At 74.0% G+C, this 18,052-nt stretch carries 20 protein-coding genes; 6 read left to right on the forward strand and 14 right to left on the reverse strand.

The features are described from left to right. Positions 1-87: 87 nt before the first annotated feature. The gene (locus tag R4Z62_RS18845) at positions 88-441 is read right to left on the reverse strand and encodes a VOC family protein (protein ID WP_216826771.1); all 354 of its coding nucleotides are present in this window, start codon (positions 439-441) and stop codon (positions 88-90) included. Positions 442-576: 135 nt separating this feature from the next. On the opposite strand from R4Z62_RS18845, the gene R4Z62_RS18850 reads away from it, so the two are divergent. Next, positions 577-2,067: an MFS transporter gene (locus R4Z62_RS18850; protein ID WP_064533790.1), complete on the forward strand. Its 1,491-nt coding sequence runs from the start codon at positions 577-579 to the stop codon at positions 2,065-2,067. Here the strand turns inward: R4Z62_RS18850 and R4Z62_RS18855 are convergent, their stop codons facing one another. The 5 genes from R4Z62_RS18855 to R4Z62_RS18875 all read right to left on the reverse strand — a co-directional run bounded on the left by R4Z62_RS18855 (position 2,068) and on the right by R4Z62_RS18875 (position 6,589). After that, positions 2,068-3,024, reverse strand: coding sequence for an IS481 family transposase (locus tag R4Z62_RS18855; protein ID WP_491520398.1), 957 nt, complete (start codon positions 3,022-3,024; stop codon positions 2,068-2,070). It lies immediately after the preceding gene. A 137-nt stretch (positions 3,025-3,161) separates the two neighbouring features. Beyond that, positions 3,162-3,737 carry a hypothetical protein gene (locus R4Z62_RS18860; protein ID WP_491520399.1) on the reverse strand — a complete coding sequence of 192 codons (576 nt, stop codon included), beginning with the start codon at positions 3,735-3,737 and terminating at the stop codon, positions 3,162-3,164. Between the two features lie 50 nt (positions 3,738-3,787). Further along, positions 3,788-4,345, reverse strand: coding sequence for a DinB family protein (locus R4Z62_RS18865; protein WP_064533788.1), 558 nt, complete (start codon positions 4,343-4,345; stop codon positions 3,788-3,790). A 143-nt stretch (positions 4,346-4,488) separates the two neighbouring features. Beyond that, complete coding sequence (murQ, locus tag R4Z62_RS18870; protein ID WP_355485426.1) at positions 4,489-5,466, reverse strand: N-acetylmuramic acid 6-phosphate etherase; 978 nt, start codon at positions 5,464-5,466, stop codon at positions 4,489-4,491. Positions 5,467-5,641: 175 nt separating this feature from the next. Continuing rightward, on the reverse strand, positions 5,642-6,589 hold the full coding sequence (locus tag R4Z62_RS18875; protein ID WP_018567056.1) for a MurR/RpiR family transcriptional regulator: 948 nt from the start codon (positions 6,587-6,589) through the stop codon (positions 5,642-5,644). 91 nt (positions 6,590-6,680) lie between these two features. On the opposite strand from R4Z62_RS18875, the gene R4Z62_RS18880 reads away from it, so the two are divergent. Further along, positions 6,681-7,064 (forward strand): DUF8819 family protein, encoded by a 384-nt coding sequence (locus R4Z62_RS18880; protein WP_064533786.1) that lies wholly within the window; start codon positions 6,681-6,683, stop codon positions 7,062-7,064. Further along, positions 7,061-7,330 carry a DUF4031 domain-containing protein gene (locus tag R4Z62_RS18885; protein WP_355485429.1) on the forward strand — a complete coding sequence of 90 codons (270 nt, stop codon included), beginning with the start codon at positions 7,061-7,063 and terminating at the stop codon, positions 7,328-7,330. Before R4Z62_RS18880 ends, R4Z62_RS18885 begins: the two co-directional genes overlap by 4 nt. Positions 7,331-7,383: 53 nt before the next feature. Here the strand turns inward: R4Z62_RS18885 and R4Z62_RS18890 are convergent, their stop codons facing one another. The 5 genes from R4Z62_RS18890 to R4Z62_RS18910 all read right to left on the reverse strand — a co-directional run bounded on the left by R4Z62_RS18890 (position 7,384) and on the right by R4Z62_RS18910 (position 11,324). Continuing rightward, on the reverse strand, positions 7,384-8,481 hold the full coding sequence (locus R4Z62_RS18890; RefSeq protein WP_491520400.1) for a DUF2690 domain-containing protein: 1,098 nt from the start codon (positions 8,479-8,481) through the stop codon (positions 7,384-7,386). A 219-nt stretch (positions 8,482-8,700) separates the two neighbouring features. Then, positions 8,701-9,120, reverse strand: a complete 420-nt coding sequence (locus R4Z62_RS18895; RefSeq protein ID WP_385499913.1) for a peptidoglycan-binding domain-containing protein — start codon at positions 9,118-9,120, stop codon at positions 8,701-8,703. Positions 9,121-9,126: 6 nt separating this feature from the next. Continuing rightward, positions 9,127-9,525, reverse strand: a complete 399-nt coding sequence (locus R4Z62_RS18900) for a peptidoglycan-binding domain-containing protein (RefSeq protein ID WP_385499915.1) — start codon at positions 9,523-9,525, stop codon at positions 9,127-9,129. Positions 9,526-9,593: 68 nt separating this feature from the next. Then, a complete protein-coding gene (locus tag R4Z62_RS18905; protein WP_355485435.1) occupies positions 9,594-9,965 on the reverse strand; it encodes a peptidoglycan-binding domain-containing protein in 372 nt (123 codons plus the stop codon). A gap of 60 nt (positions 9,966-10,025) precedes the next feature. After that, the gene (locus R4Z62_RS18910; protein ID WP_382849646.1) at positions 10,026-11,324 is read right to left on the reverse strand and encodes a peptidoglycan-binding protein; all 1,299 of its coding nucleotides are present in this window, start codon (positions 11,322-11,324) and stop codon (positions 10,026-10,028) included. Positions 11,325-11,899: 575 nt separating this feature from the next. Here R4Z62_RS18910 and R4Z62_RS18915 point away from each other — a divergent pair. Next, positions 11,900-12,268 (forward strand): peptidoglycan-binding domain-containing protein, encoded by a 369-nt coding sequence (locus R4Z62_RS18915; RefSeq protein ID WP_064533779.1) that lies wholly within the window; start codon positions 11,900-11,902, stop codon positions 12,266-12,268. An 80-nt stretch (positions 12,269-12,348) separates the two neighbouring features. On the opposite strand, the gene R4Z62_RS18920 is transcribed toward R4Z62_RS18915, so the two are convergent. Both R4Z62_RS18920 and R4Z62_RS18925 read right to left on the reverse strand, forming a co-directional pair. Then, positions 12,349-13,392: a GNAT family N-acetyltransferase gene (locus R4Z62_RS18920; protein WP_064533778.1), complete on the reverse strand. Its 1,044-nt coding sequence runs from the start codon at positions 13,390-13,392 to the stop codon at positions 12,349-12,351. A gap of 51 nt (positions 13,393-13,443) precedes the next feature. Beyond that, positions 13,444-14,097, reverse strand: coding sequence for an HD domain-containing protein (locus R4Z62_RS18925; protein ID WP_064533777.1), 654 nt, complete (start codon positions 14,095-14,097; stop codon positions 13,444-13,446). 100 nt (positions 14,098-14,197) lie between these two features. Between R4Z62_RS18925 and R4Z62_RS18930 the strand changes: the two genes are divergently transcribed. Then, positions 14,198-14,872, forward strand: coding sequence for a maleylpyruvate isomerase family mycothiol-dependent enzyme (locus tag R4Z62_RS18930; protein WP_173860843.1), 675 nt, complete (start codon positions 14,198-14,200; stop codon positions 14,870-14,872). 88 nt (positions 14,873-14,960) lie between these two features. Next, entirely contained in the window at positions 14,961-15,683 is a 723-nt protein-coding gene (locus tag R4Z62_RS18935) for a copper homeostasis protein CutC (RefSeq protein WP_064533775.1), read from the forward strand. 129 nt (positions 15,684-15,812) lie between these two features. On the opposite strand, the gene R4Z62_RS18940 is transcribed toward R4Z62_RS18935, so the two are convergent. Continuing rightward, a complete protein-coding gene (locus R4Z62_RS18940) occupies positions 15,813-17,930 on the reverse strand; it encodes a HelD family protein (RefSeq protein ID WP_491520401.1) in 2,118 nt (705 codons plus the stop codon). Positions 17,931-18,052 lie beyond the last annotated feature (122 nt).

Below are 18,052 nucleotides of genomic sequence, written 5' to 3' on the forward strand. Positions count from 1 at the left end.
GCGTTTCCGGGGCGGCCGGCTGCGGCCGGGACCCGCCGGCCGTAGGCGGTCGCAGCCGGTCCCTGTGTCCTTCGACGGCGTCCCCGCTCAGCTCCTGCGCTCGCTCAGGACGCAGAACTCGTTGCCCTCCGGGTCGAGGAGGGTGACCCAGTGCTGCCCGTCCTGCGCGGTGTCGGCGCGCCGGGCGCCGAGGGAGAGCAGTCGCGCGACCTCGGCCTCCTGGTCGTCGGGGCGGAAGTCGGGGTGCAGCCTGTTCTTCGCCGTCTTGCCCTCGGGGACAGGCACGAAGAGCAGGCCCGGCATCCGGTCCGGCTCGGGCCGGATCTCGATGATCTCCTCGGATTCGTCGACCACGACCCAGCCGAGAGCCTCGGCCCACCAGCGCCCCAGAGCGACCGGGTCGGCGGAGTCGACGATGATCTGTTCCCATTCCAGTGCCATGCGCCTGAGCATAGGCAGACCGGCGAACCACCCCATGGTGGCCGTCGGCGGCCACCGATTTAGCTTGCTTAAGTCAATCAAGTCGAATTATGGTTGCTTGAGTCAAGTACCCCTGCCCTCCCGGAGACCTCTTCCATGTCCGACGCACCCGCCCGGCCCACCGCTGCCGAGGCCCTGCCCAGACCCAACGCCATCGTGGCCGTCCTGGCCTTCGGCGGCATCGTGGTCTCGCTGATGCAGACCCTGGTGATCCCGATCGTCTCGGAGCTGCCGAAGCTGCTGCACGCCTCCGCGTCGGACGCCGCGTGGGTCGTCACCGCCACGCTGCTCGCCGCGGCCATCGCGACCCCCGTCATGGGCCGCCTCGGCGACATGTACGGCAAGCGCCGCATGCTGCTGCTCAGCCTCGTCATGCTGGTGGCCGGCTCGGTCGTCGCCGCGCTCAGCGACTCCCTTGCCCCGATGGTCGTCGGCCGTGCCCTCCAGGGCCTCGCCTCCGGGGTGATCCCGCTCGGCATCAGCATCATGCGCGACGAACTGCCCGCCGAGCGGCTCGGCTCGGCGACCGCGATGATGAGCGCCTCGCTCGGTGTGGGCGGCGCCCTCGGCCTGCCCGCCGCCGCGGTCATCGCCGAGAACTTCGACTGGCACATGCTCTTCTGGGCCTCGGCGGTCCTGGGCGCCGTCGCGGCGGTCCTCGTGCTGCTGCTCGTACCGGAGTCGAAGGTGCGCTCCGGCGGCCGGTTCGACGCCGTGGGCGCCCTCGGCATGGCGGCGGGCCTGATGTGCCTGCTGCTCGCGGTCTCCAAGGGCGCCGACTGGGGCTGGGGCAGCGGCTCCACCCTGGGCCTGCTCGCCGCCGCCGTGGTGATCCTGCTCGCCTGGGGCGCCTTCGAACTGCGCGTCCAGGCACCGCTGGTGGACCTGCGCACCACGGCCCGCCGCCAGGTGCTGATGACCAACCTCGCCTCCATCGCGATCGGCTTCGCGATGTTCTCGATGTCCCTGGTCATCCCGCAGCTGCTCCAGCTGCCCTCGCAGACCGGCTACGGCCTCGGCAAGTCGCTGCTCGCCACCGGCCTGGTCATGGCGCCCTCCGGACTGGTGATGATGGCGGTGGCCCCGTTCTCGGCGGCCCTGTCGCGGGCCCGCGGCGCCAAGGTGACCCTGATGACCGGCGCCCTCATCGTGGCCGCCGGATATCTGCTGAACATCGTCCTGATGGACCAGGTCTGGCACTTCGTCCTGGCGCCCTGCGTCATCAGCGCGGGCATCGGCTTCACCTACGGGGCGATGCCCACCCTCATCATGGGCGCCGTGCCCGCCTCCGAGACGGGCGCCGCCAACAGCCTCAACACGCTGATGCGGTCCATCGGCACCTCCACCGCCAGCGCCGTCGCCGGTGTGGTCCTCGCCCATCTGACCACGCGGTTCGGCCCCTACGCGCTGCCCTCGGAGAACGGCTTCCGTACCGTCCTCGCGCTGGGCGCGGGCGCCGCCCTGCTCGGCTTCGTCATCGCCGCCTTCATCCCGGGCCGGCGCACCGCCCCCGCCCCGGGCGCCCCGGCCGCGGCGGACCCGGCGGCGCGGGCCGCCGGTACCGAGGCGGTCGGACCGAAGGGCTAACTAGGTGTATTGACTCGCAGCGTTGTTCACACGGCTGATTGGGGGCTTGCCTCCGAGTGCGGTGTGGCAGCGGTGGTGATTGTAGGTGTGCAGGAAGTCTGTCAGGGCGTCGGTGCGTTCGGTGTTGCTGGTGTAGGGCCGCTGGTAGGCCCATTCGTCGAGCAGGGTGCGGTTGAAGCGTTCGACCTTGCCGTTGGTCTGCGGCCGGTAGGCGCGGGTGAGCTTGCCGGCCGCGCCGAGATCGTCCAGCGCCTGCCGCCAGGCGAAGCTCTTGCGGTAGGGCCACGCGTTGTCGGTCAGGACGCGTTCGATGCGGGTGATGCCGCAGGTGGCGAAGAAGACTGCGGCCCGCCGCAGGAAGCCGGCGCAGGTGACGGCCTTCTCGTCCGGGTGGACCTCGCTGTAGGCCAGGCGGGAGTGGTCGTCGACGGCGGAGTGGATGTAGTCGAATCCCATGTTGCTGCGGCGGGCGCGGCCGGCCTGGCGGCCCAGTACCCTGTGGCCGCCGCCGTCGGGGATGCGGCCGAGCTTTTTGACATCCACGTGGAGCAGCTCGCCGGGCCGGTCGCGTTCGTAGCGGCGGATGAGCTGTCCGGTGGGCCGGTCCAGGTGGGCCAGCCGGTTCAGGCCGTGGCGGACCAGGATCCGGTGCACGGTCGAGGCGGGCAGGCCCAGGACCGGCCCCAGCCGTGCGGGACCGAGCTTGCGGACCTGCCGCTCGTGACACACCCGGGCCTCGACGGCGGCCGGCGTGCGGTGCGGGGTGGTTCGGGGCCTGCTGGAGCGGTCGGCGAGGCCGGCCTCGCCCTCGGTACGCCAGCGGCGGATCCACTTGTGGGCTGTGGCGCGTGAGACGCCCATCTCGGCGGCGACGTGCGCGACGGGGCGGCCGCAGCGGACACGCTCGACGAGCAGCCGCCTGCCGTGAACGGTCAGCCGGGCATTACGGTGGGACACGAAGACCTCCGTGTGGTGCGGTCCTAGACAGCTCCACCACACCGGAGGTCTTCGCCATGATCAAGCACCCACGCGCGTCAACAACGCTCGTGATCAATACAACTAGGGCCTGTCCGGCCGACCGCCCCCGGGGCGCCTCACAGGTTGCCCAGCGGTTCGATGTCCACCCGCACCGGCGTCCCCCAGGTGCGCACCACCTCGTAGTCGGTGAACTCGTGCACCAGGCGGTAGGCCGCCGCCGCGTGCGGGCCGCGCCGCTGGGCCGCGACGAACAGCTCCGCCTCGCGCCGGTCCCGGCGCGGGGTGCCGCACAGCTGCCACTCCCGGCCGTTCCACAGCTCCGGCAGCCAGCGCTGCTGGGGCTGCGGGCGGTCCTCGCGGACGCCGTAGCGGGAGGAGGCCGTGCCGGAGCCCGGCCCGGAGGTGGGGCGTGAGCCGCCGTCGTACCGGTCGCGGCGGGCCGCGCGGCGGCGGGTCTCGCACAGCAGGCACAGGTCGGGGGCGTCCTCGTCGACCGGCCCGGTCGGATGCTCGGCGCACCGCGTCGAGGGCCGGTCCTGCGAGACGCTCTCCTCCAGCAGGTCCAGCGCCCGCCGCAGATCCGCCTTCACCTCGTGCAGCCGCGCGGCCGGGGTGTCGGAGGTCAGCTCCTCACCGTGTTCCCCGATCACCCGCAGGGCCCGTCCGAGAGCGGTGAGCTGTGCGTGGTTCATACCGGCCAGCGTCGCACACCTCACCGGCCCCGGGCGCCGGCCCCTCGGCCTCAGCCCATGCTCTTCGCGCCGTCCAGGGCCTCGCGGACGATGTCGGCGTGCCCGGCGTGCTGCGCGGTCTCCGCGATGATGTGCAGCAGCACCCTGCGGGCCGACCAGCGCGCGCCGGGCTCGTACCAGGGCGCCTTGGGCAGCGGGTGGTCGGCGTCCAGGTCGGGCAGGGACGCGACCAGCTCGTCCGTCCTGCGCGCCACCTCCGCGTACGCGGCCAGCACCCCGTCCAGCGTGTCCCCGGGCAGCATGCGGAACTCGTCGGCCCGCCGGGCGAAGTCCGCCTCCGTCAGCGCGGAGAAGTCGGGCATCGCGGAGGGGCCCTGCTCGATGAAGGCCGTCCAGGCGCGCTCGGCCGCGGTGACGTGCTTGATCAGGCCGCCCAGACACAGTTCGCTGACCGTGGTGCGCCGCCCGGCCTCCTCGTCGGTGAGGCCGCGGGCGGGGAAGGTCAGGAAGTGGCGTTGCTTGGCCAGCGCCGCCAGCAGGTCCGCGCGTTCGCCGGTGACGGCCGTCCGGTCGGTGCGCGCGGTCTCGTTCTGCGTGTTCTCGGTCATGGCCGGCCCTCCGTGGTGTCCGTGGTGTCCTGTCCCGTGTTCCTCGTGCGTGCACCACGGTAGGGCCGGTATAGGTCAGATCGCGTCCTAGATCGGCACCGGGCCCCGGGGCGGGGCCGGGGCATCGAGTCTTCGGACAGACCCTAGACCGCGGGGACGCCGCGGCCGGTCTCCGGGCCGCGTGCGTCCGGTGCCGCAAGCGCGGCGCGCAGATGGCCGCCCGACTCCGTGAGCAGACGGGCCGCCGTCGGTCCGTCGACCCCGGCGAGCAGCACCAGGATGGCGTCCTTCACCTCGCCGTCGGTGGCCGTCAGCGCCCGCTCGATCTCCTCGTCCGGCGCCCCGGTGGCCAGCGCCACGATGCGGCGCGAACGGGCGCGCAGCTTCTCGTTGGAGGCGCGCACGTCGACCATCAGGTTCCCGTACGTCTTGCCCAGCCGGATCATGGTGATCGTCGACAGCATGTTCAGGACGAGCTTCTGCGCCGTGCCCGCCTTCAGCCGGGTCGAGCCGGTGAGGAGTTCGGGACCGGCCACGATCTCGATGCCGTGCTCGGCCGCGGCGGCCAGCGCGCTGTGCGCGTTGCAGGCCAGGCCGATCGTCAACGCGCCCCGCGCGCGGGCGTGTTCGACCGCGCCGATCGCGTACGGGGTCCGCCCGGAGGCGGAGATGCCGACCACCGTGTCGTCGGCGGTCAGGCCGAGGGCGTCCAGCGCCTCCACGGCCAGTTCCCGGGAGTCCTCCGCGCCCTCGACCGAGGTCACCATCGCCTCACGGCCGCCCGCGATCAGCCCGACGACCTGGGCGGGGTCGGTGTTGAAGGTGGGCGGGCACTCGGAGGCGTCCAGCACCCCGAGCCGCCCGGCCGTGCCCGCGCCCGCGTAGATCAGCCGGCCGCCGCGCGCCATCCGCTCGGCCACCGCGTCGATCGCGGCGGCGATCTGCGGCAGCCGCTCGGCGACGGCGGCGGGCACGGCGGTGTCCTCGGCGTTCATCAGCCGGGCGATCTCCAGCGTGGGCAGCCGGTCGATCTCGGACAGCTCGGGACGGAACGCCTCGGTCGTCAGCGACTCCAGCTCGGCGCGCAGCCGGCCGTAGGGGGAGGGGGAGGTGGAGGTCATGAGGGGTGGCTCTCTCCGTGCGTGCGGTGCGGGTGCGGGTGCGGTGAGGGTGCGCCGGACCGGCGGTGCGGGCGACGCGTGCGGTGCCGGCAGTGCGGGCGCGGGGCCGGTCCGGGCCGGGATCCGGGGCCGAGGCCGGGGACCGGCTCAGTGGTGCGCGGCCCGGAGCGGCCGGTCAGGAGCGCTGGGATCCGCCGCGTGGGCTGTGCCGGTGCGCCAGGGCCTCGTAGGACGCCGCGAGCGCGGGCGCCGCCGTCTCGTACGTCCGCTGTGCCACGCCGACGAACAGGCAGTCCACGACCAGCAGTTGACTGGTCCGGGAGGACATGGCGGCCGGGCGCAGCTCGCTCTCCCGGGAGGTGGCGGTGGTCAGCACGTGGTCGGCGTACTGGCTGACGGGCGCGTCGGGGCGGCCGGTGATGGCGACGGTGGTCGCACCGCGCTCGAAGGCCACCCGCAGCGGCTCGATCACGTCACCCGTCGAACCCGAATGGGTGATCGCGATGGCCACGTCGCCCGAACGCAGCTGCACCGCGTTGGTGACGGCCAGGTGCGGGTCGCTGTGCGCGTGCGCTATCAGCCCTATGCGCAGCAGCTTCTGGGTGAGGTCCTGGGCGACCAGGCCGGAGGCGCCGATGCCGTACACATCGGTGCGGCGGGCCCCGGCCAGGGCGGCGACGGCCGCGCCGAGCTGGACCGTGTCCAGTCCGGCGGCGGTGTCGGCGAGGGTCTGCTGCTCCTCGTAGGCCAGTTTGGCGACGACGTCGGCGATGGGGTCGTCCACCGCGATGTCGGTCGTGATGGCGGGGGCGCGGCCGGACTGCTGCTGGGCGGCGAGGCCCGCGAGCGCGAGGCGCAGATCGCGGTAGCCGGGGTAGCCGAGCAGCCGGGCGGTCCGTACGACGGTCGCCTCGCTGGTGCCGGTCAGCTCGGCGAGGCCGGTGACGGTCAGGGCGGCGCAGCCGGCCGGGTCGTTCGCCACGGCCTCGGCGACGCGCTGCATGGAGCGGGTCATGGACGGCGCGAGCGTGCGCACCTTGGCGGCGAGGGCGGCGGGCGCGGGCGGGGCCAGGCCCGCGGGGGTGCCCGAGCCTGCGAAAATTTCCTTCACGTCCTGGGTCACATATGAAAGATATTTTCTGTCCGGTGCGCGGTCAAGAGTGCGCGACGGCGCACCCGCGCACTCCGGCGGCCCGGATGCGCACAATGGAGCCATGGAATCCCTCAGCCCCCTGGAGCAGGCCCTGCACGCCGCGCGCGCCCTGGTCCTCGCCGATCTGGTCGCCGGTGAGGTCGCCGACGCGGACGTCGTCTCGCTGGTGGAGGAGTCCGTCGTCCAGCGCCGCTGGTGGGTGGAGCAGTGGCCGGACGGCGCCCGGTACGTGGCCGGGCTGGTCGCGCAGGACGTCCAGGACGCCCTGCTGGAGCGGTACGGCCGCTGGCCGCTGTGCCCGGTGTGCGGCTACGGCGACCCGCACGCGCTGGACGTCGAACCCGAACTCGGCCCCGACCCGCACTGGGTGTGCGCGCAGGCGGGCGTGAAGGTCGCGCCGGTGGGCGCGCTGGCCCGCGCGTTCGGCGGGAAGCCGTCGTCGTGACCGTCTACATCGACCCGCCGTCCTGGCCCGGCCACGGCCGTCTGTGGTCGCACCTGGTCAGCGACGACTCCTACGCCGAACTGCACCGCTTCGCCGCCGCCCTGGGCGTGCCCGAGCGCGCCTTCGAGCGCGACCACTACGACCTGCCCGCCCACCGCTACCCGGACGCGGTGGCCGCCGGAGCGGTCGAGGTCGGCAGCCGCGAGGTGGTGCGGCTGCTGCACGCCTCGGGGCTGCGGCGGCGCAAGCGGCACGGCCCCGTCTGATCCGCGGCTCCTCTGATCCGGGGGCCGTGCCGCTCGGCCGCCGCCCGGCGGCGTCAGTGCGCGGCGGGCACCGGGCTGTGCACGGTGCAGGTACGGCTCTTGCCGTCCGGCTGGGTGCCGCACGCCCAGGCCGTCTGGGTGCCGCTCAGTTCGGTCATCGGGGAGTACACGTCGTTGCCCCAGTGCACCGGGCTGGCCTCGCTGGTGCCCTCGGAGTTGTTCACGTCGACGACCGCCTTGGGCTTCGCGTAGGTGATCCGCCCCCAGGCCGCGCCGCACGCCCTGCTGTAGCGGAGTTCGATCACCATCTCCTCGTTGCGGATCAGGGCGAGCGTCTGCCCGTCCCGTGAACACCCCATGGCCGCCGGGTCCTTGGCCGTGCAGCCGGCCCGGGTGCAGCCGACCGGGTCGGCGTACGCGGACATGGCGGTGTCGGCCGTGCTCCCGCTGCCGGTGTCCGCCCCGCCGCCCGAGCGGTCCGTGGCGTAGTGGACGGCCGCGAAGGCCCCGGCCGCCAGCACCGCGCACGCCGCGGCCACGGCACCGATCAGCCGCGCCGACCGCCACCGCCGGGGCCCGCGGACGGAATCCGCGACGGGGTGGGAGGCCGGTGCACCGCCTGCCTCCGGCTCGGCAGCCCCTGACTCGGCGTCCGTCTCTGCTTCCGGCTCGGCCGCCCCGGACTCGGCGTCCGTCTCTGCTTCCGGCCCGGCCGTCCCGGGCTCGGCCTCTGTCTTCGCCTCTGTTTCCGGCCCGGCCGCCTCAGCTCCGGGCTCTGCCTCAGTTCCCGGCTCCGATGCCGCCGATTCCCCTCCTCCCTCGGCGAGATCCGGTTCCGGTTCCGGTTCCGGTTCCGGTTCCGGACCGGGTTCGGCGACGGCGCGCGGCAGTTCGGCCCGCTCCCACAGTTCCAGCAGCGGACCCGCGTCCGTGCGCACGGCCCCGGCGAAGCTCTCCACCGCGCCGCGGGGCGGGAACTGCTTCCCGTTGATCCAGCGTTCCCAGGACGACTTGGAGTAGTGGGTGAGGGTGCCGATCCGGGCGTAGCTGAGCCCCGACCGCTGTTTCAGCGACAGCAGTTCCGCGTGCAGCGCGGCTGCGGGATCCGGCGAAGACGGGGATACGGGGAGATCTCTGTCGCTCTCGCTCACTGCGGGCCCATTCGCTGATGGACCACCTGGACGGACCGAAGGCACAGCGGCGGACCGGCGCCCCCGCCGGTCCGTTGATGGAACTGCCCCCCGAATCAGCCCCGGTGCTCCGGTCCTGAAATTCGAGAGGAAGCATACTGCCGCCGCGACACGCTGCCATGGCGGCGCGCGTCGCGGCGGCGAGGTCCGTCGTAGCCGCCCGGGAGCCGGACGGTACGGTCACTCGTAGTAGACGTGGGCGATCAGGCTGTGCCAGGTGTTGCGCCCCACGACGCCGTCGGCGCCGCCCGGGACCGCGTACCGGCTCTGGTACGCGACCACCGCGGCGTACGTCTTCGGCCCGAAGTCGCCGTCGACGAATCCTGGTTGGTCGGTGCCGGTGACCGCGCCCGCCTCCACCAGCTCCTCCTGTAGCTCCCGCACGCACACTCCGGTCGAGCCCCGGGCCAGGACCACCGTGGGGATGTCCCAGCCCAGGTACCGCTCGGAGCCGTACTGCGCCTTGCAGGTGCGGAGTTCGCCGTCCCAGCCGGCACTGGCGGGCGCCGCGGAGCCGCCCGCCAGCGCCGCCGCCGCGGCGAGCACGCACGCGACGGCGGCCGAACGCCCGCGCAGGGACGCTCTGTCCGTCCTGGCCACCGCGGATCAGTCCGTGGTGAGCAGGACGAGCAGCTGCCAGGTCTGCGGGCCGACGATGCCGTCGGCCTGGAGGCCGTGGGCGCGCTGGAACCGGCGGACGTAGCCGTCGGTCTTCGGGCCGAACAGCCCGTCGACGAAGCCGGGTCCGTCGGCGGGGTCGAGCCCGATGGTCGACCCGAGGTCGAACTGGAGCTCCTTCACGCACACGCCCGACGAGCCCTGGGCGAAGTTGCGGGCGGGGATGGTCCAGACGCCGTTGGGCGAGGTGCGCCCGCCGACCGAGTTGAGGCACGGATCGAGGTATTCACCGGCCTGGGCCGAGGGCGCCGCCAGCAGCAGCGAACCGGCCGCGGCCAGGGCGAGCGAGAGGGCGGTGGCGGTCTTGCGGTTGCGGAATCTGCTCATGGTGGGACGAGTTCCTTCCGAGAGGAGCGGGGCCGCGCCCGGGGGCCGGCCGGGTGAGGAGGGGCCGGTCAGCAGATCCAGATCGCCTGGGTGTCCCAGTCGCTCCAGATGTCCAGCTGTCGCCAGGTCTTCGGGCCGACGATGCCGTCCTGGGAAAGACCCGCGCAGCCCTGGAACCTGACGACCGCGTCGTGGGTCTGGTTGCCGAAGATGCCGTCCACGGCGAGGTTCGTGCCCCGCACGCTGCGGTTCAGCGCGCACTGCACGGCCTTGACGGCGTCGCCCGTGTCGCCGTAGGCCACCTGGGGCTCGGCGAGGGTGTAAGTGCCGCAGTAGTTGCCTCTGGTGACGGCGGAGGCGCTGGTCGCGCCGCCGAGTCCGGCGCCGAGGCCGGTGATCAGCAGGAGTCCGGCGGTGGCGGCCAGGAGCTTCGGACGCATGGGTGGGTCCCTTCGGTGGTGCGACGGAGGACGGAACCGCGCGGGGCGCGGGAGGCGCGGTCAGGCGCCGGCGGGCGAGACGATCGCGTAGGCGCCGCGCGTGGCCGGGACGAAGTGGCGGCGCATCACCTGGTCGTCGGAGTTGCCCTCGATGGTGTCGACGGTGCCGTCCGCGTTGGCCTTCTCGATGATGCCGACGTGCACGCTGGTGCTGGTGTTCTGCGGGCCGGAGCCGAAGACGATGGCGTCACCGGGCTGCGGGTCGCTCAGGCCGCTGTGCAGCGTGCCGTGGTTGCGTCCGTAGTAGTAGAAGTCGCCGCTGAAGGCGGTGCTGAAGCTGATCCCGGCCTGCCGCCAGGTCCAGCTGGCGAACAGCGCGCACCACGCCTCGCACGGGCCGTACGGGTTGCAGTTGGCGCCCCACTCGTGCACGCCGAGCTGGGAGCGCGCGGCCTGGACGATCTTGTCCCGGGCGCTGCCGGACAGCGGGGGGACGGTGGGCGTGCCGCCGCTCTCGCCCCCGGGGCTGCCGCCGCCCAGCTCGCGGGCGATGCCCATGGAGGCCATGGTCAGGGGACCGGCGATGCCGTCGGCGTCCAGGCCGTGTGCGCTCTGGTAGGTCTTGACCGCGTCGAGGGTGGCGGTGCCGTAGTCGCCGTCGGCGGGGGTGCCCGCCTTGCTCTGCACCTGCTTCACCTTCGCGGAGAGCGCGGCGTCGGTCTGCGGTCCGGCGATGCCGTCGACGGACAGGGCGTTGTCGCTCTGGAAGGCCAGCACGGCGTCCTTGGTGGCCGGGCCGTAGATCCCGTCGACGCCGTTCGCGGCCAGGTAGCCGAGGCCCGCCAGATCGCGCTGGAGCAGCTTGGTGTCCGCGTTGGTTCCGGTGCCGCTGGAGGTGATGCGGTCGATGTTCATCGCGCCCATGGTCAGGGGACCGGCGATGCCGTCGGCGTCCAGGCCGTGCGCGCTCTGGTAGGTCTTGACCGCGCTGAGGGTGGCGGTGCCGTAGTCGCCGTCGGCGGAGGTGCCTGCCTTGCTCTGCACCTGCTTCACCTTCGCGGTGAGCGCGGAGAGGGTGGCGGGTCCGGCGTCGCCGTCCGCGTCCAGGCCGTTGTCGCGCTGGAAGTGGCGCACCGATTCCGTGGTCTGGCTTCCGTAGACGCCGTCGACCCCGCTGAGCGGAGCGTAGCTGAGGCCGGCCAGGTCGCGTTGGAGCAGGCGTACGTCGGTCGCCGCGTGGGCCTGCCCCGCCGTCGGGCCGAGCAGCAGGCCGGCCAGGACCGCGGCGAGGGCGAGCACCAGCGCGGCGGCGCGGGTGCCGCCCGCATGTCCGGGTGCGCGGAGGATCGTTGTGGGCACGGGAACTCTCTCCCTGAAGTCCCGGGACGGGCCCGGGAGGGACGGACGAAGGAGTGGGGGGTGCCGGCCGGCGACGACCATCCTTGGCCACGGCACCACCGTCCCACCAGTGCGAACGGCGTCCTGGGACGCCATCTGGGACGCATCCCGCCGCTGACCTGCGGGGCCGCCCGCGGCCGGCGCGAGCGGACCGCGGAGGCGGCGGCCGTGCACCGCCGCCCTCGCCACTCGTCCCGAGATCGCCGGCAGCCGCCGGATGACAGCAGGTCAGAGCCGTGAGACGCCGGGCGCCCCGTCGTGGGACGGGCGGCCCATGGCCCGCCGGTCCCCGCTGCGGAACAGTCCTGCCGACGGCGGACGGTGACGCGGTGTCATGCGCCCCCCGTCACCACCCGCGCGAGCGTGCGAGGCGCTCACGGCTCACGGCTCACGGCTCACGTCTCAGGGCCTCAGGGCCCCAGGGCGCCTTCCGGTCATGTGCCCGCCCTCGCGTCCTCACGCCCGCCCTCACGTCTGACCGCGGATCCTCGGATCCCCCGGTCCGCGCAGCCCCAGCCACGCACAAGGGAGCCCTCATGCCCAGAAGACTCGTCACGCTCGCCGCCACGGCCGCCCTGGTCCTCGGCGCGACCGCGGCCGGCGCCGGTAGCGCCTCCGCCGCCCACAGCTACGAGTACTGCGGCCGGACGTACACCAGCGCCGAGCCCGAGCTGAGCTACGGCGCGAGCGGCAGCGCGGTGAAGGCCCTCCAGTGCGAGCTGAATCTGACGCTGTCCGGTCCCGGCCTCGCGGTGGACGGTGTCTTCGGCGGGCTGACCCGCAACGCCGTCGTCAGGTTCCAGGGCTGCTTCAACCTCGCCCAGGACGGCATCGTCGGCCCGAACACCTGGTCCTCGCTGGACGCGCTCAGCACCTACTCGCCCGAGGCGACGCGCATCTGCTGACACCGTCCCGCCGGTGCCGTGCCGTGCCGTACCGGGCGGCCGCCGTGCCGGGCGGCCGTCCGGTCAGGGAAGCCGCCCGGTCAGGGCAGCAGTTCGAAGCCGAGCAGGCCGTCCGCGTCCTGGGCGGGCAGGTAACCGGCGCGGGTCACCACGCGCTGCGAGGGGCCGTTGTCCGGCTCGATCAGCGCGATCAGCCGTCGTACGCCGTCACGTGCCAGCGCCCACGCGGACAGCGCGCGCAGCGCCTCGGTGGCGTAGCCCCGGCCGCGGGCGGAGGGCGCGAGGTCGTAGCCGACCTCCGCGCAGCCGTCCTCGTCGGGCGCGCCGTGGAAGCCCATGCCGCCGACCGCGCGCCCGTCCTCGCGCCGCACCAGCACGAACAGGCCCCACTCGGCCCGGTGCACCCCGCTCTCGTACGCCTTCACGGTCATCCCGGCGGCCTCGCGCGTGCCGCGCCAGGGGCCGTCCTCGACCCAGCGGAACCCGCCGTCGCCCCCGGCGGCCAGATCGCGCGCGGCGGCGGGGACGACACCGCGCAGGACCAGGCGGTCGGCGGCGACCTCGGGCGGATTGATCCAGCGCCACCCGGACACCGGCGCGCGGCCGGGCAGGTCGCCGCGGCCGGTGGCCCACAGCAGTGTCGGCCAGGGGGCCTCGGCGGGCCGCACATGCGGGAAGAGGCGTTCGAGCACGCCCTCGGCCAGCTCGGCGGGCGGCTCGTGGACGAGGCCCAGACCGGCGGCGATGTCATGGGTGTGCAGCAGCACCTCGGCCACCGCCATCGCGGTGAAGCCCTCGCGGTCCGCGCCGCGGAAGGGGTACGGATGGAAGGCGCGCACGTCGGCCGGGGTGGTGCGGACGGTCGAGGCGAGCAGCGCGCCGGTCGCCACGATCACGTCCAGCACGTCCGCGTTGCCGGTCCCCTCGTCGAGGGTGATCTCGAACGGGACGTACGCGTCGGCCGCCCGCCCGGCCAACTGCCCGGCGTAGGCGAGGAGGTCGCCCGCCACATGCTCCGCCGTCTGCCGGCAGTCCCACTCCAGCCGTCCGGCGCGTACGCCGTCCCACTCGCGGTCCACCACCGTGCGCAGCATCGCGACGGCATCGGCGACGGCCCGCTCCACCTGTTCCCCACCCCATGGCTCCATGGGCGCAGGGTAGGGGCGGCGGTGCCCTCAGAGCGACAGCATTTCCAGCTCCGAGGCGAGGTTGTAGCGGGCCGTCGCCTCCCAGTGCCGCTGGCCGTAAGGGGTGCGGAACAGCAGCGGCCGGCCGAGGAGGCGGCGCAGGATCGCGGCGCGGCCCTCGCGGAAGGCGTCGGCGGGCACGAAGTGGTACTCCTCGCGGACGGCGGCCGTGTAGGCGGCGTACGCGGACGGGGGCGCGGCCAGGACCGCCAGGTCGGCGTCGCACAGGACCTGGCCGTCGCGGTCGTCGGCGGCCGGGTCGTGGCTGGTGGTCAGCCGCACCAGCCGGCCCACCTCCGCCGTCGTCCCGGCCGGCACCCCGGCCTCCGGCAGCGCCCGCTCGGCCAGCCGGGCGGAGCGCTCCTCGTTCTCGGAGCGCTCGGGCAGGTAGACCGCGTCATGGAACCACGCGGCCAGCCGCACCGTGTCCGGCGCGGCGGCGTACTCCTCCAGCACGTCGACGTGGTCCAGGACCGCGTCGAGGTGGGTCAGTGTGTGGTAGCGCCGCTGCGGCTCGCGCCAGCGGGCGATCAGACGGTCGGCGTACGGGACGGGGTCCGGCCCGCCGGCGGGGCCGCGGGCCCCTTCCAGGGCGCGGGCCCACCGGATGCGCAGGGCTTCGGTGTCGACGTGATCGGCCATGCGCTCATTCTCCCGTCGCGGGACCGGCCGTAACCCCTGGTGCCGTGCCGGGCGTCGCGAGCCGGTGAACCTTTGCGGTCGCGGCACTAGCGTGGGGGCCATGACTTCTGCTGACCTGCACGAGGTACGGGACCCGCAACTGCCCGGACGGCTGCTCGCCATGGAACGGGACGCGCTGATCCCGCTGCTGCGGGCGCGCCCGGCGGCGGACTTCGCGCTGCCGACCGCCGCCTGTCCGGGCTGGACGGTGCGCGATGTGCTCGCGCACTGCTCCGCCGCGCTGACCAGGGTGGTGGAGAATCGTTTCGAGGAGGGCGTGTTCTCGCCAGAGTGCAATGAGCGGGACATCGCGGAGCGGGCGGAGTGGACGGACGGCCGGGTGGTGGACGAGCTGGAACGCGGCATGACGGAGGCGGGTGCGGTGATCGCCCGGTCCGACGGGGCGCTGGACGGGCTCGCGCTGGGCGAGTGGGTGCACGCCGGTGATGTGCGCGAGACCTTCGGTGCGCCGGGCGCGTACGCCGGAGCCGCCCTGTCCTGCGCGCTTCCGCTGCTCGCCCGGGTCACCCGGACCAAGCGCCGGCTGCCGCTCCACGCCGACCTGGACGACGTCGACGAGCCGCTGCGCCTCGGTGACGTGCGCGCCGCGCGTCCCCCGGCCCGCTACATCGGGGACGCGGCCACCCTGGTCCGGCTCTGCACCGGCCGCCCGCTGCCCGCCTCGGGCTATGAGCTGGCGGGCGCGGAACAGGCCGAGCTGAACATCTTCGGGTGACCGGTTCTGCGCCGGGGCCGCCATCCGGCGTACCCTGATATTGGACTAGACCTGTCAAGCCCCAGGGGAAACCGAGGAAAGGGGTCCTATGAGCATGCGTGCAGTCCTGGAGGTGATCGCCCTCGACGCCGAGGACGCGGTCGCCGCCCAGGCCGGAGGCGCGGACCGCCTCGAGCTGGTCACCGACATGGCGGCCGACGGGCTGACCCCGCCGGTGGGCACCGTCGTCGCGATCCGCGCCGCCGTCGACATCCCGCTGCGCGTGATGGTGCGGCTCGCGGACGGCTTCTCCTCGGGCGGGGCCGGGGGCGTGGACAGGCTGGCCGAGGTGGTCGGCGACCTGCGGGCCGCGGGCGCCGGGGAGTTCGTGTTCGGGTTCCTCGACGGGGACGGCCTGGTGGACATGGCGGCCGTGGAACGCGTGGTCACCGCGCTGGACGGCTGCCCGTGGACCTTCCACCGGGCCATCGACAGCTCCGCCGACCGCGACGCCGTGCGCAAGCAGCTGGACGGGCTGCCGGGCCTGGACACCTACCTGACCGCGGGCGCGGCGGGCGGCGTGGACGACGGTCTGCCCACTCTGGTCGCCGAGGCGGCACGCGCCGGGGAGCCCGGCTATGAGCAGCGGATCATGGTCGGCGGCGGCCTGCGTCTGGAGCACGTGCCGCCGCTGCGCACCGCCGGGATCGACGCCTTCCACATCGGCGGCGCCGCCCGGTCCGGCGGCTGGTCCGGCGCGGTCTGCGCCGACGCGGTCGCCCAGTGGCGCTCGGTCCTCGACGGCCTGAGCGCGCAGCAGCTCGCGGTCTGAACGGCGGACCGGCGCGGGGCGCTCCGCGCGGGACGGGACGTCACGTGCGCACGGCGGCGCGGGCCGCACCCTTGTCCGGTGCGGCCCGCGCCGCCGTGGGGCGGGGGACCGGCGCGGCCGCCGGCCGGCTCAGGCCAGCTGCCGCGGGAGCGGTGCCGTGTGGGTGACGATCAGACCGGAGACGGCACGGGTGAGCGCCACGTACAGGCGGCGCAGGCCGGTCCGCTCGTCCGGTTCGCCGTCCACCACGGCCTGCGGGTCGTCCAGGACCACGTAGTCGTACTCCAGGCCCTTGGCCAGGGAGGCCGGGACCAGGGTGAGCCGGGTCTCGGCCGTCGTCTCCTCGCCGGGGGAGAGGTGGCTCAGGCCCGCCGCCGCGAGGGCGTCGGCCAGGGCGGGGATCCGGGCGTCGGCCGCGATCAGACCGGTCGAACCCTCGTGGCGCAGCAGCTCCTCGCAGGCGGCGACCACGTCGGTGTCCCCCTCGGCCGCCCGGATCCGGAAGAAGCCCGGGTTCTCGCGGACCGAGGCGACCGGGGTGAGCCCCGGCGCGATGTGCGGCAGCAGCCGGGAGGCGTACGTGATGACGTCCGTCGGCACGCGGAAACCGGCCGTCAGCTCCTCGATCACGCCCTCGCTCTTGCCGAGGTGGGCCAGCGCCTCCTCCCAGGTGCGGGTCGCCCACGGGGTGGTGCCCTGCGCCAGGTCGCCCAGGACGGTCGCGGAGCCGGTGGTGCAGCGGCGGCCGACCGCGCGGTACTGCATGGGGGACAGGTCCTGCGCCTCGTCCAGGACCACGTGCCCCAGGGAGTGGGTGCGCTCCACCAGGTCGGTGGCCTCGTCGATCAGCACGGTGTCGGCCGCCGACCACCTGGCCGACTTCACCGACCGCACCGGCTTCGCCCACAGGATCGTCTTCTGCTCCTCCTCGGTGAGGATTCCCTCGGCGTGCGCGGCCAGGAAGTCCGCGTCCGTGAGCAGCCGCAGCACCAGTTTGGCCGGGTCGACGGGCGGCCAGACGGCCTTGACGGCGGCCTTCACCGCCGCGTTGCGGGCCACGGTGTCCTGCACCCGGTCGTCGGGCGCCTCGCCCGCCCGCTCCATCTGCACCAGCACGGCGTGCGCGACGCGCTGCGGCAGGGCCTCGCGGGCGGCGCCGTAGCGGATGCCCCGGTCCAGCAGCTCCTTGACGATCTCCTCCAGTTCGTACGCCGCGACGCGCCACCGGCGGGAGCCGCGGACCACCACGACCGGCTCGGTGGGCAGCGTGACGTGCGAGTACAGCGCCCGGCGCAGCACCTCGGCCATCCGCGCGTCGCCCTTGACCAGGGCCGCCGCCGCGTCGTCCGTGCCGCGCACCTCGGCGTGGGCCACCAGGTCGTCCACGGTCGCCTGCTGCACGGCCAGCTCGCCCAGGGCCGGGAGCACCTGCTCGATGTAGTGCAGGAAGGAGCGGTTCGGGCCGATGACGAGGGTGCCGGTGCGGGCCAGGCGGTCGCGGTGAGCGTAGAGGAGGAAGGCGACCCGGTGCAGGCCGACGGCGGTCTTCCCGGTGCCGGGGCCGCCCTGGACGCAGACGGTGCCGGACAGGCCGGAGCGCACGATCTCGTCCTGCTCGGGCTGGATGGTGGCCACGATGTCGCGCATGGGACCGACGCGCGGGCGTTCGATCTCCTGCTGGAGCAGTTTGCTGGTGACCGTGGCTCCCGCCGGGTCGGCCGGGTCGGACAGGTGCTCGTCCTCGTACGCCGTGAGGTCGCCGCCGGTGTAGCCGAAGCGGCGGCGCAGGGCGACGTCCATCGGGTCCTTCTTCGACGCCCGGTAGAACGGCTGCGAGACGGGCGCGCGCCAGTCGATGACCATCGGGTCGCCCTCGGCGTCGTGCACATGCCGCCGCCCGATGTAGAAGCGCTCGCCCTCCGCCCCTTCTGCCTGGTCGGCGCCCGGGGCGTGCAGGTAGTCGAGGCGGCCGAAGAAGAGGGGGGTGTCGCTCAGGTCGGCCAGTGCCTTGATGCGCTCGTCGATCTGGCGGGCGAGCACTTCGGCGTTGACCCAGTTCGCGCTGACGTCGCGGATGTCGAGCGACTCGACGTCCGCGCGCATGGTCCGCAGGGCGGCGCGGGAGGCGGCCAGATGGGACCGCTCGCGGCCGAGCGGATCGTCCGCCGCGGGCGCGGTGGCAGCGGCGGAGGCCGCGGGGGTGCTCGCGGGACGTACGGCGGGGTCGGTGGGCGTGGACGACGACAAGGCGGTGCCTCCGGAGGACCTGCGGGGACGGGCGGCGCGGTGCGCGCTGCGCGGCGCCGTGCGGCGGGGCGCGGACACGCGGGATCTGCCGTCCGGTTTCCGTCCGGCCGGCGGCACTCCGT

The organism is Streptomyces sp. PL-25, from assembly GCF_058344915.1.

Coding starts and splice junctions, on each gene's coding strand:
- R4Z62_RS18900 (WP_385499915.1), bottom strand. CDS start 9,525: ATGAGCAGATTCCGCAACCGCAAGACCGCCACCGCCCTCTCGCTCGCC.
- R4Z62_RS18925 (WP_064533777.1), bottom strand. CDS start 14,097: ATGGCCGATCACGTCGACACCGAAGCCCTGCGCATCCGGTGGGCCCGC.
- R4Z62_RS18915 (WP_064533779.1), top strand. CDS start 11,900: ATGCCCAGAAGACTCGTCACGCTCGCCGCCACGGCCGCCCTGGTCCTC.
- R4Z62_RS18865 (WP_064533788.1), bottom strand. CDS start 4,345: ATGACCGAGAACACGCAGAACGAGACCGCGCGCACCGACCGGACGGCC.
- R4Z62_RS18880 (WP_064533786.1), top strand. CDS start 6,681: ATGGAATCCCTCAGCCCCCTGGAGCAGGCCCTGCACGCCGCGCGCGCC.
- R4Z62_RS18935 (WP_064533775.1), top strand. CDS start 14,961: ATGAGCATGCGTGCAGTCCTGGAGGTGATCGCCCTCGACGCCGAGGAC.
- R4Z62_RS18845 (WP_216826771.1), bottom strand. CDS start 441: ATGGCACTGGAATGGGAACAGATCATCGTCGACTCCGCCGACCCGGTC.
- R4Z62_RS18905 (WP_355485435.1), bottom strand. CDS start 9,965: ATGCGTCCGAAGCTCCTGGCCGCCACCGCCGGACTCCTGCTGATCACC.
- R4Z62_RS18930 (WP_173860843.1), top strand. CDS start 14,198: ATGACTTCTGCTGACCTGCACGAGGTACGGGACCCGCAACTGCCCGGA.
- R4Z62_RS18850 (WP_064533790.1), top strand. CDS start 577: ATGTCCGACGCACCCGCCCGGCCCACCGCTGCCGAGGCCCTGCCCAGA.
- R4Z62_RS18860 (WP_491520399.1), bottom strand. CDS start 3,737: ATGAACCACGCACAGCTCACCGCTCTCGGACGGGCCCTGCGGGTGATC.
- murQ (WP_355485426.1), bottom strand. CDS start 5,466: ATGACCTCCACCTCCCCCTCCCCCTACGGCCGGCTGCGCGCCGAGCTG.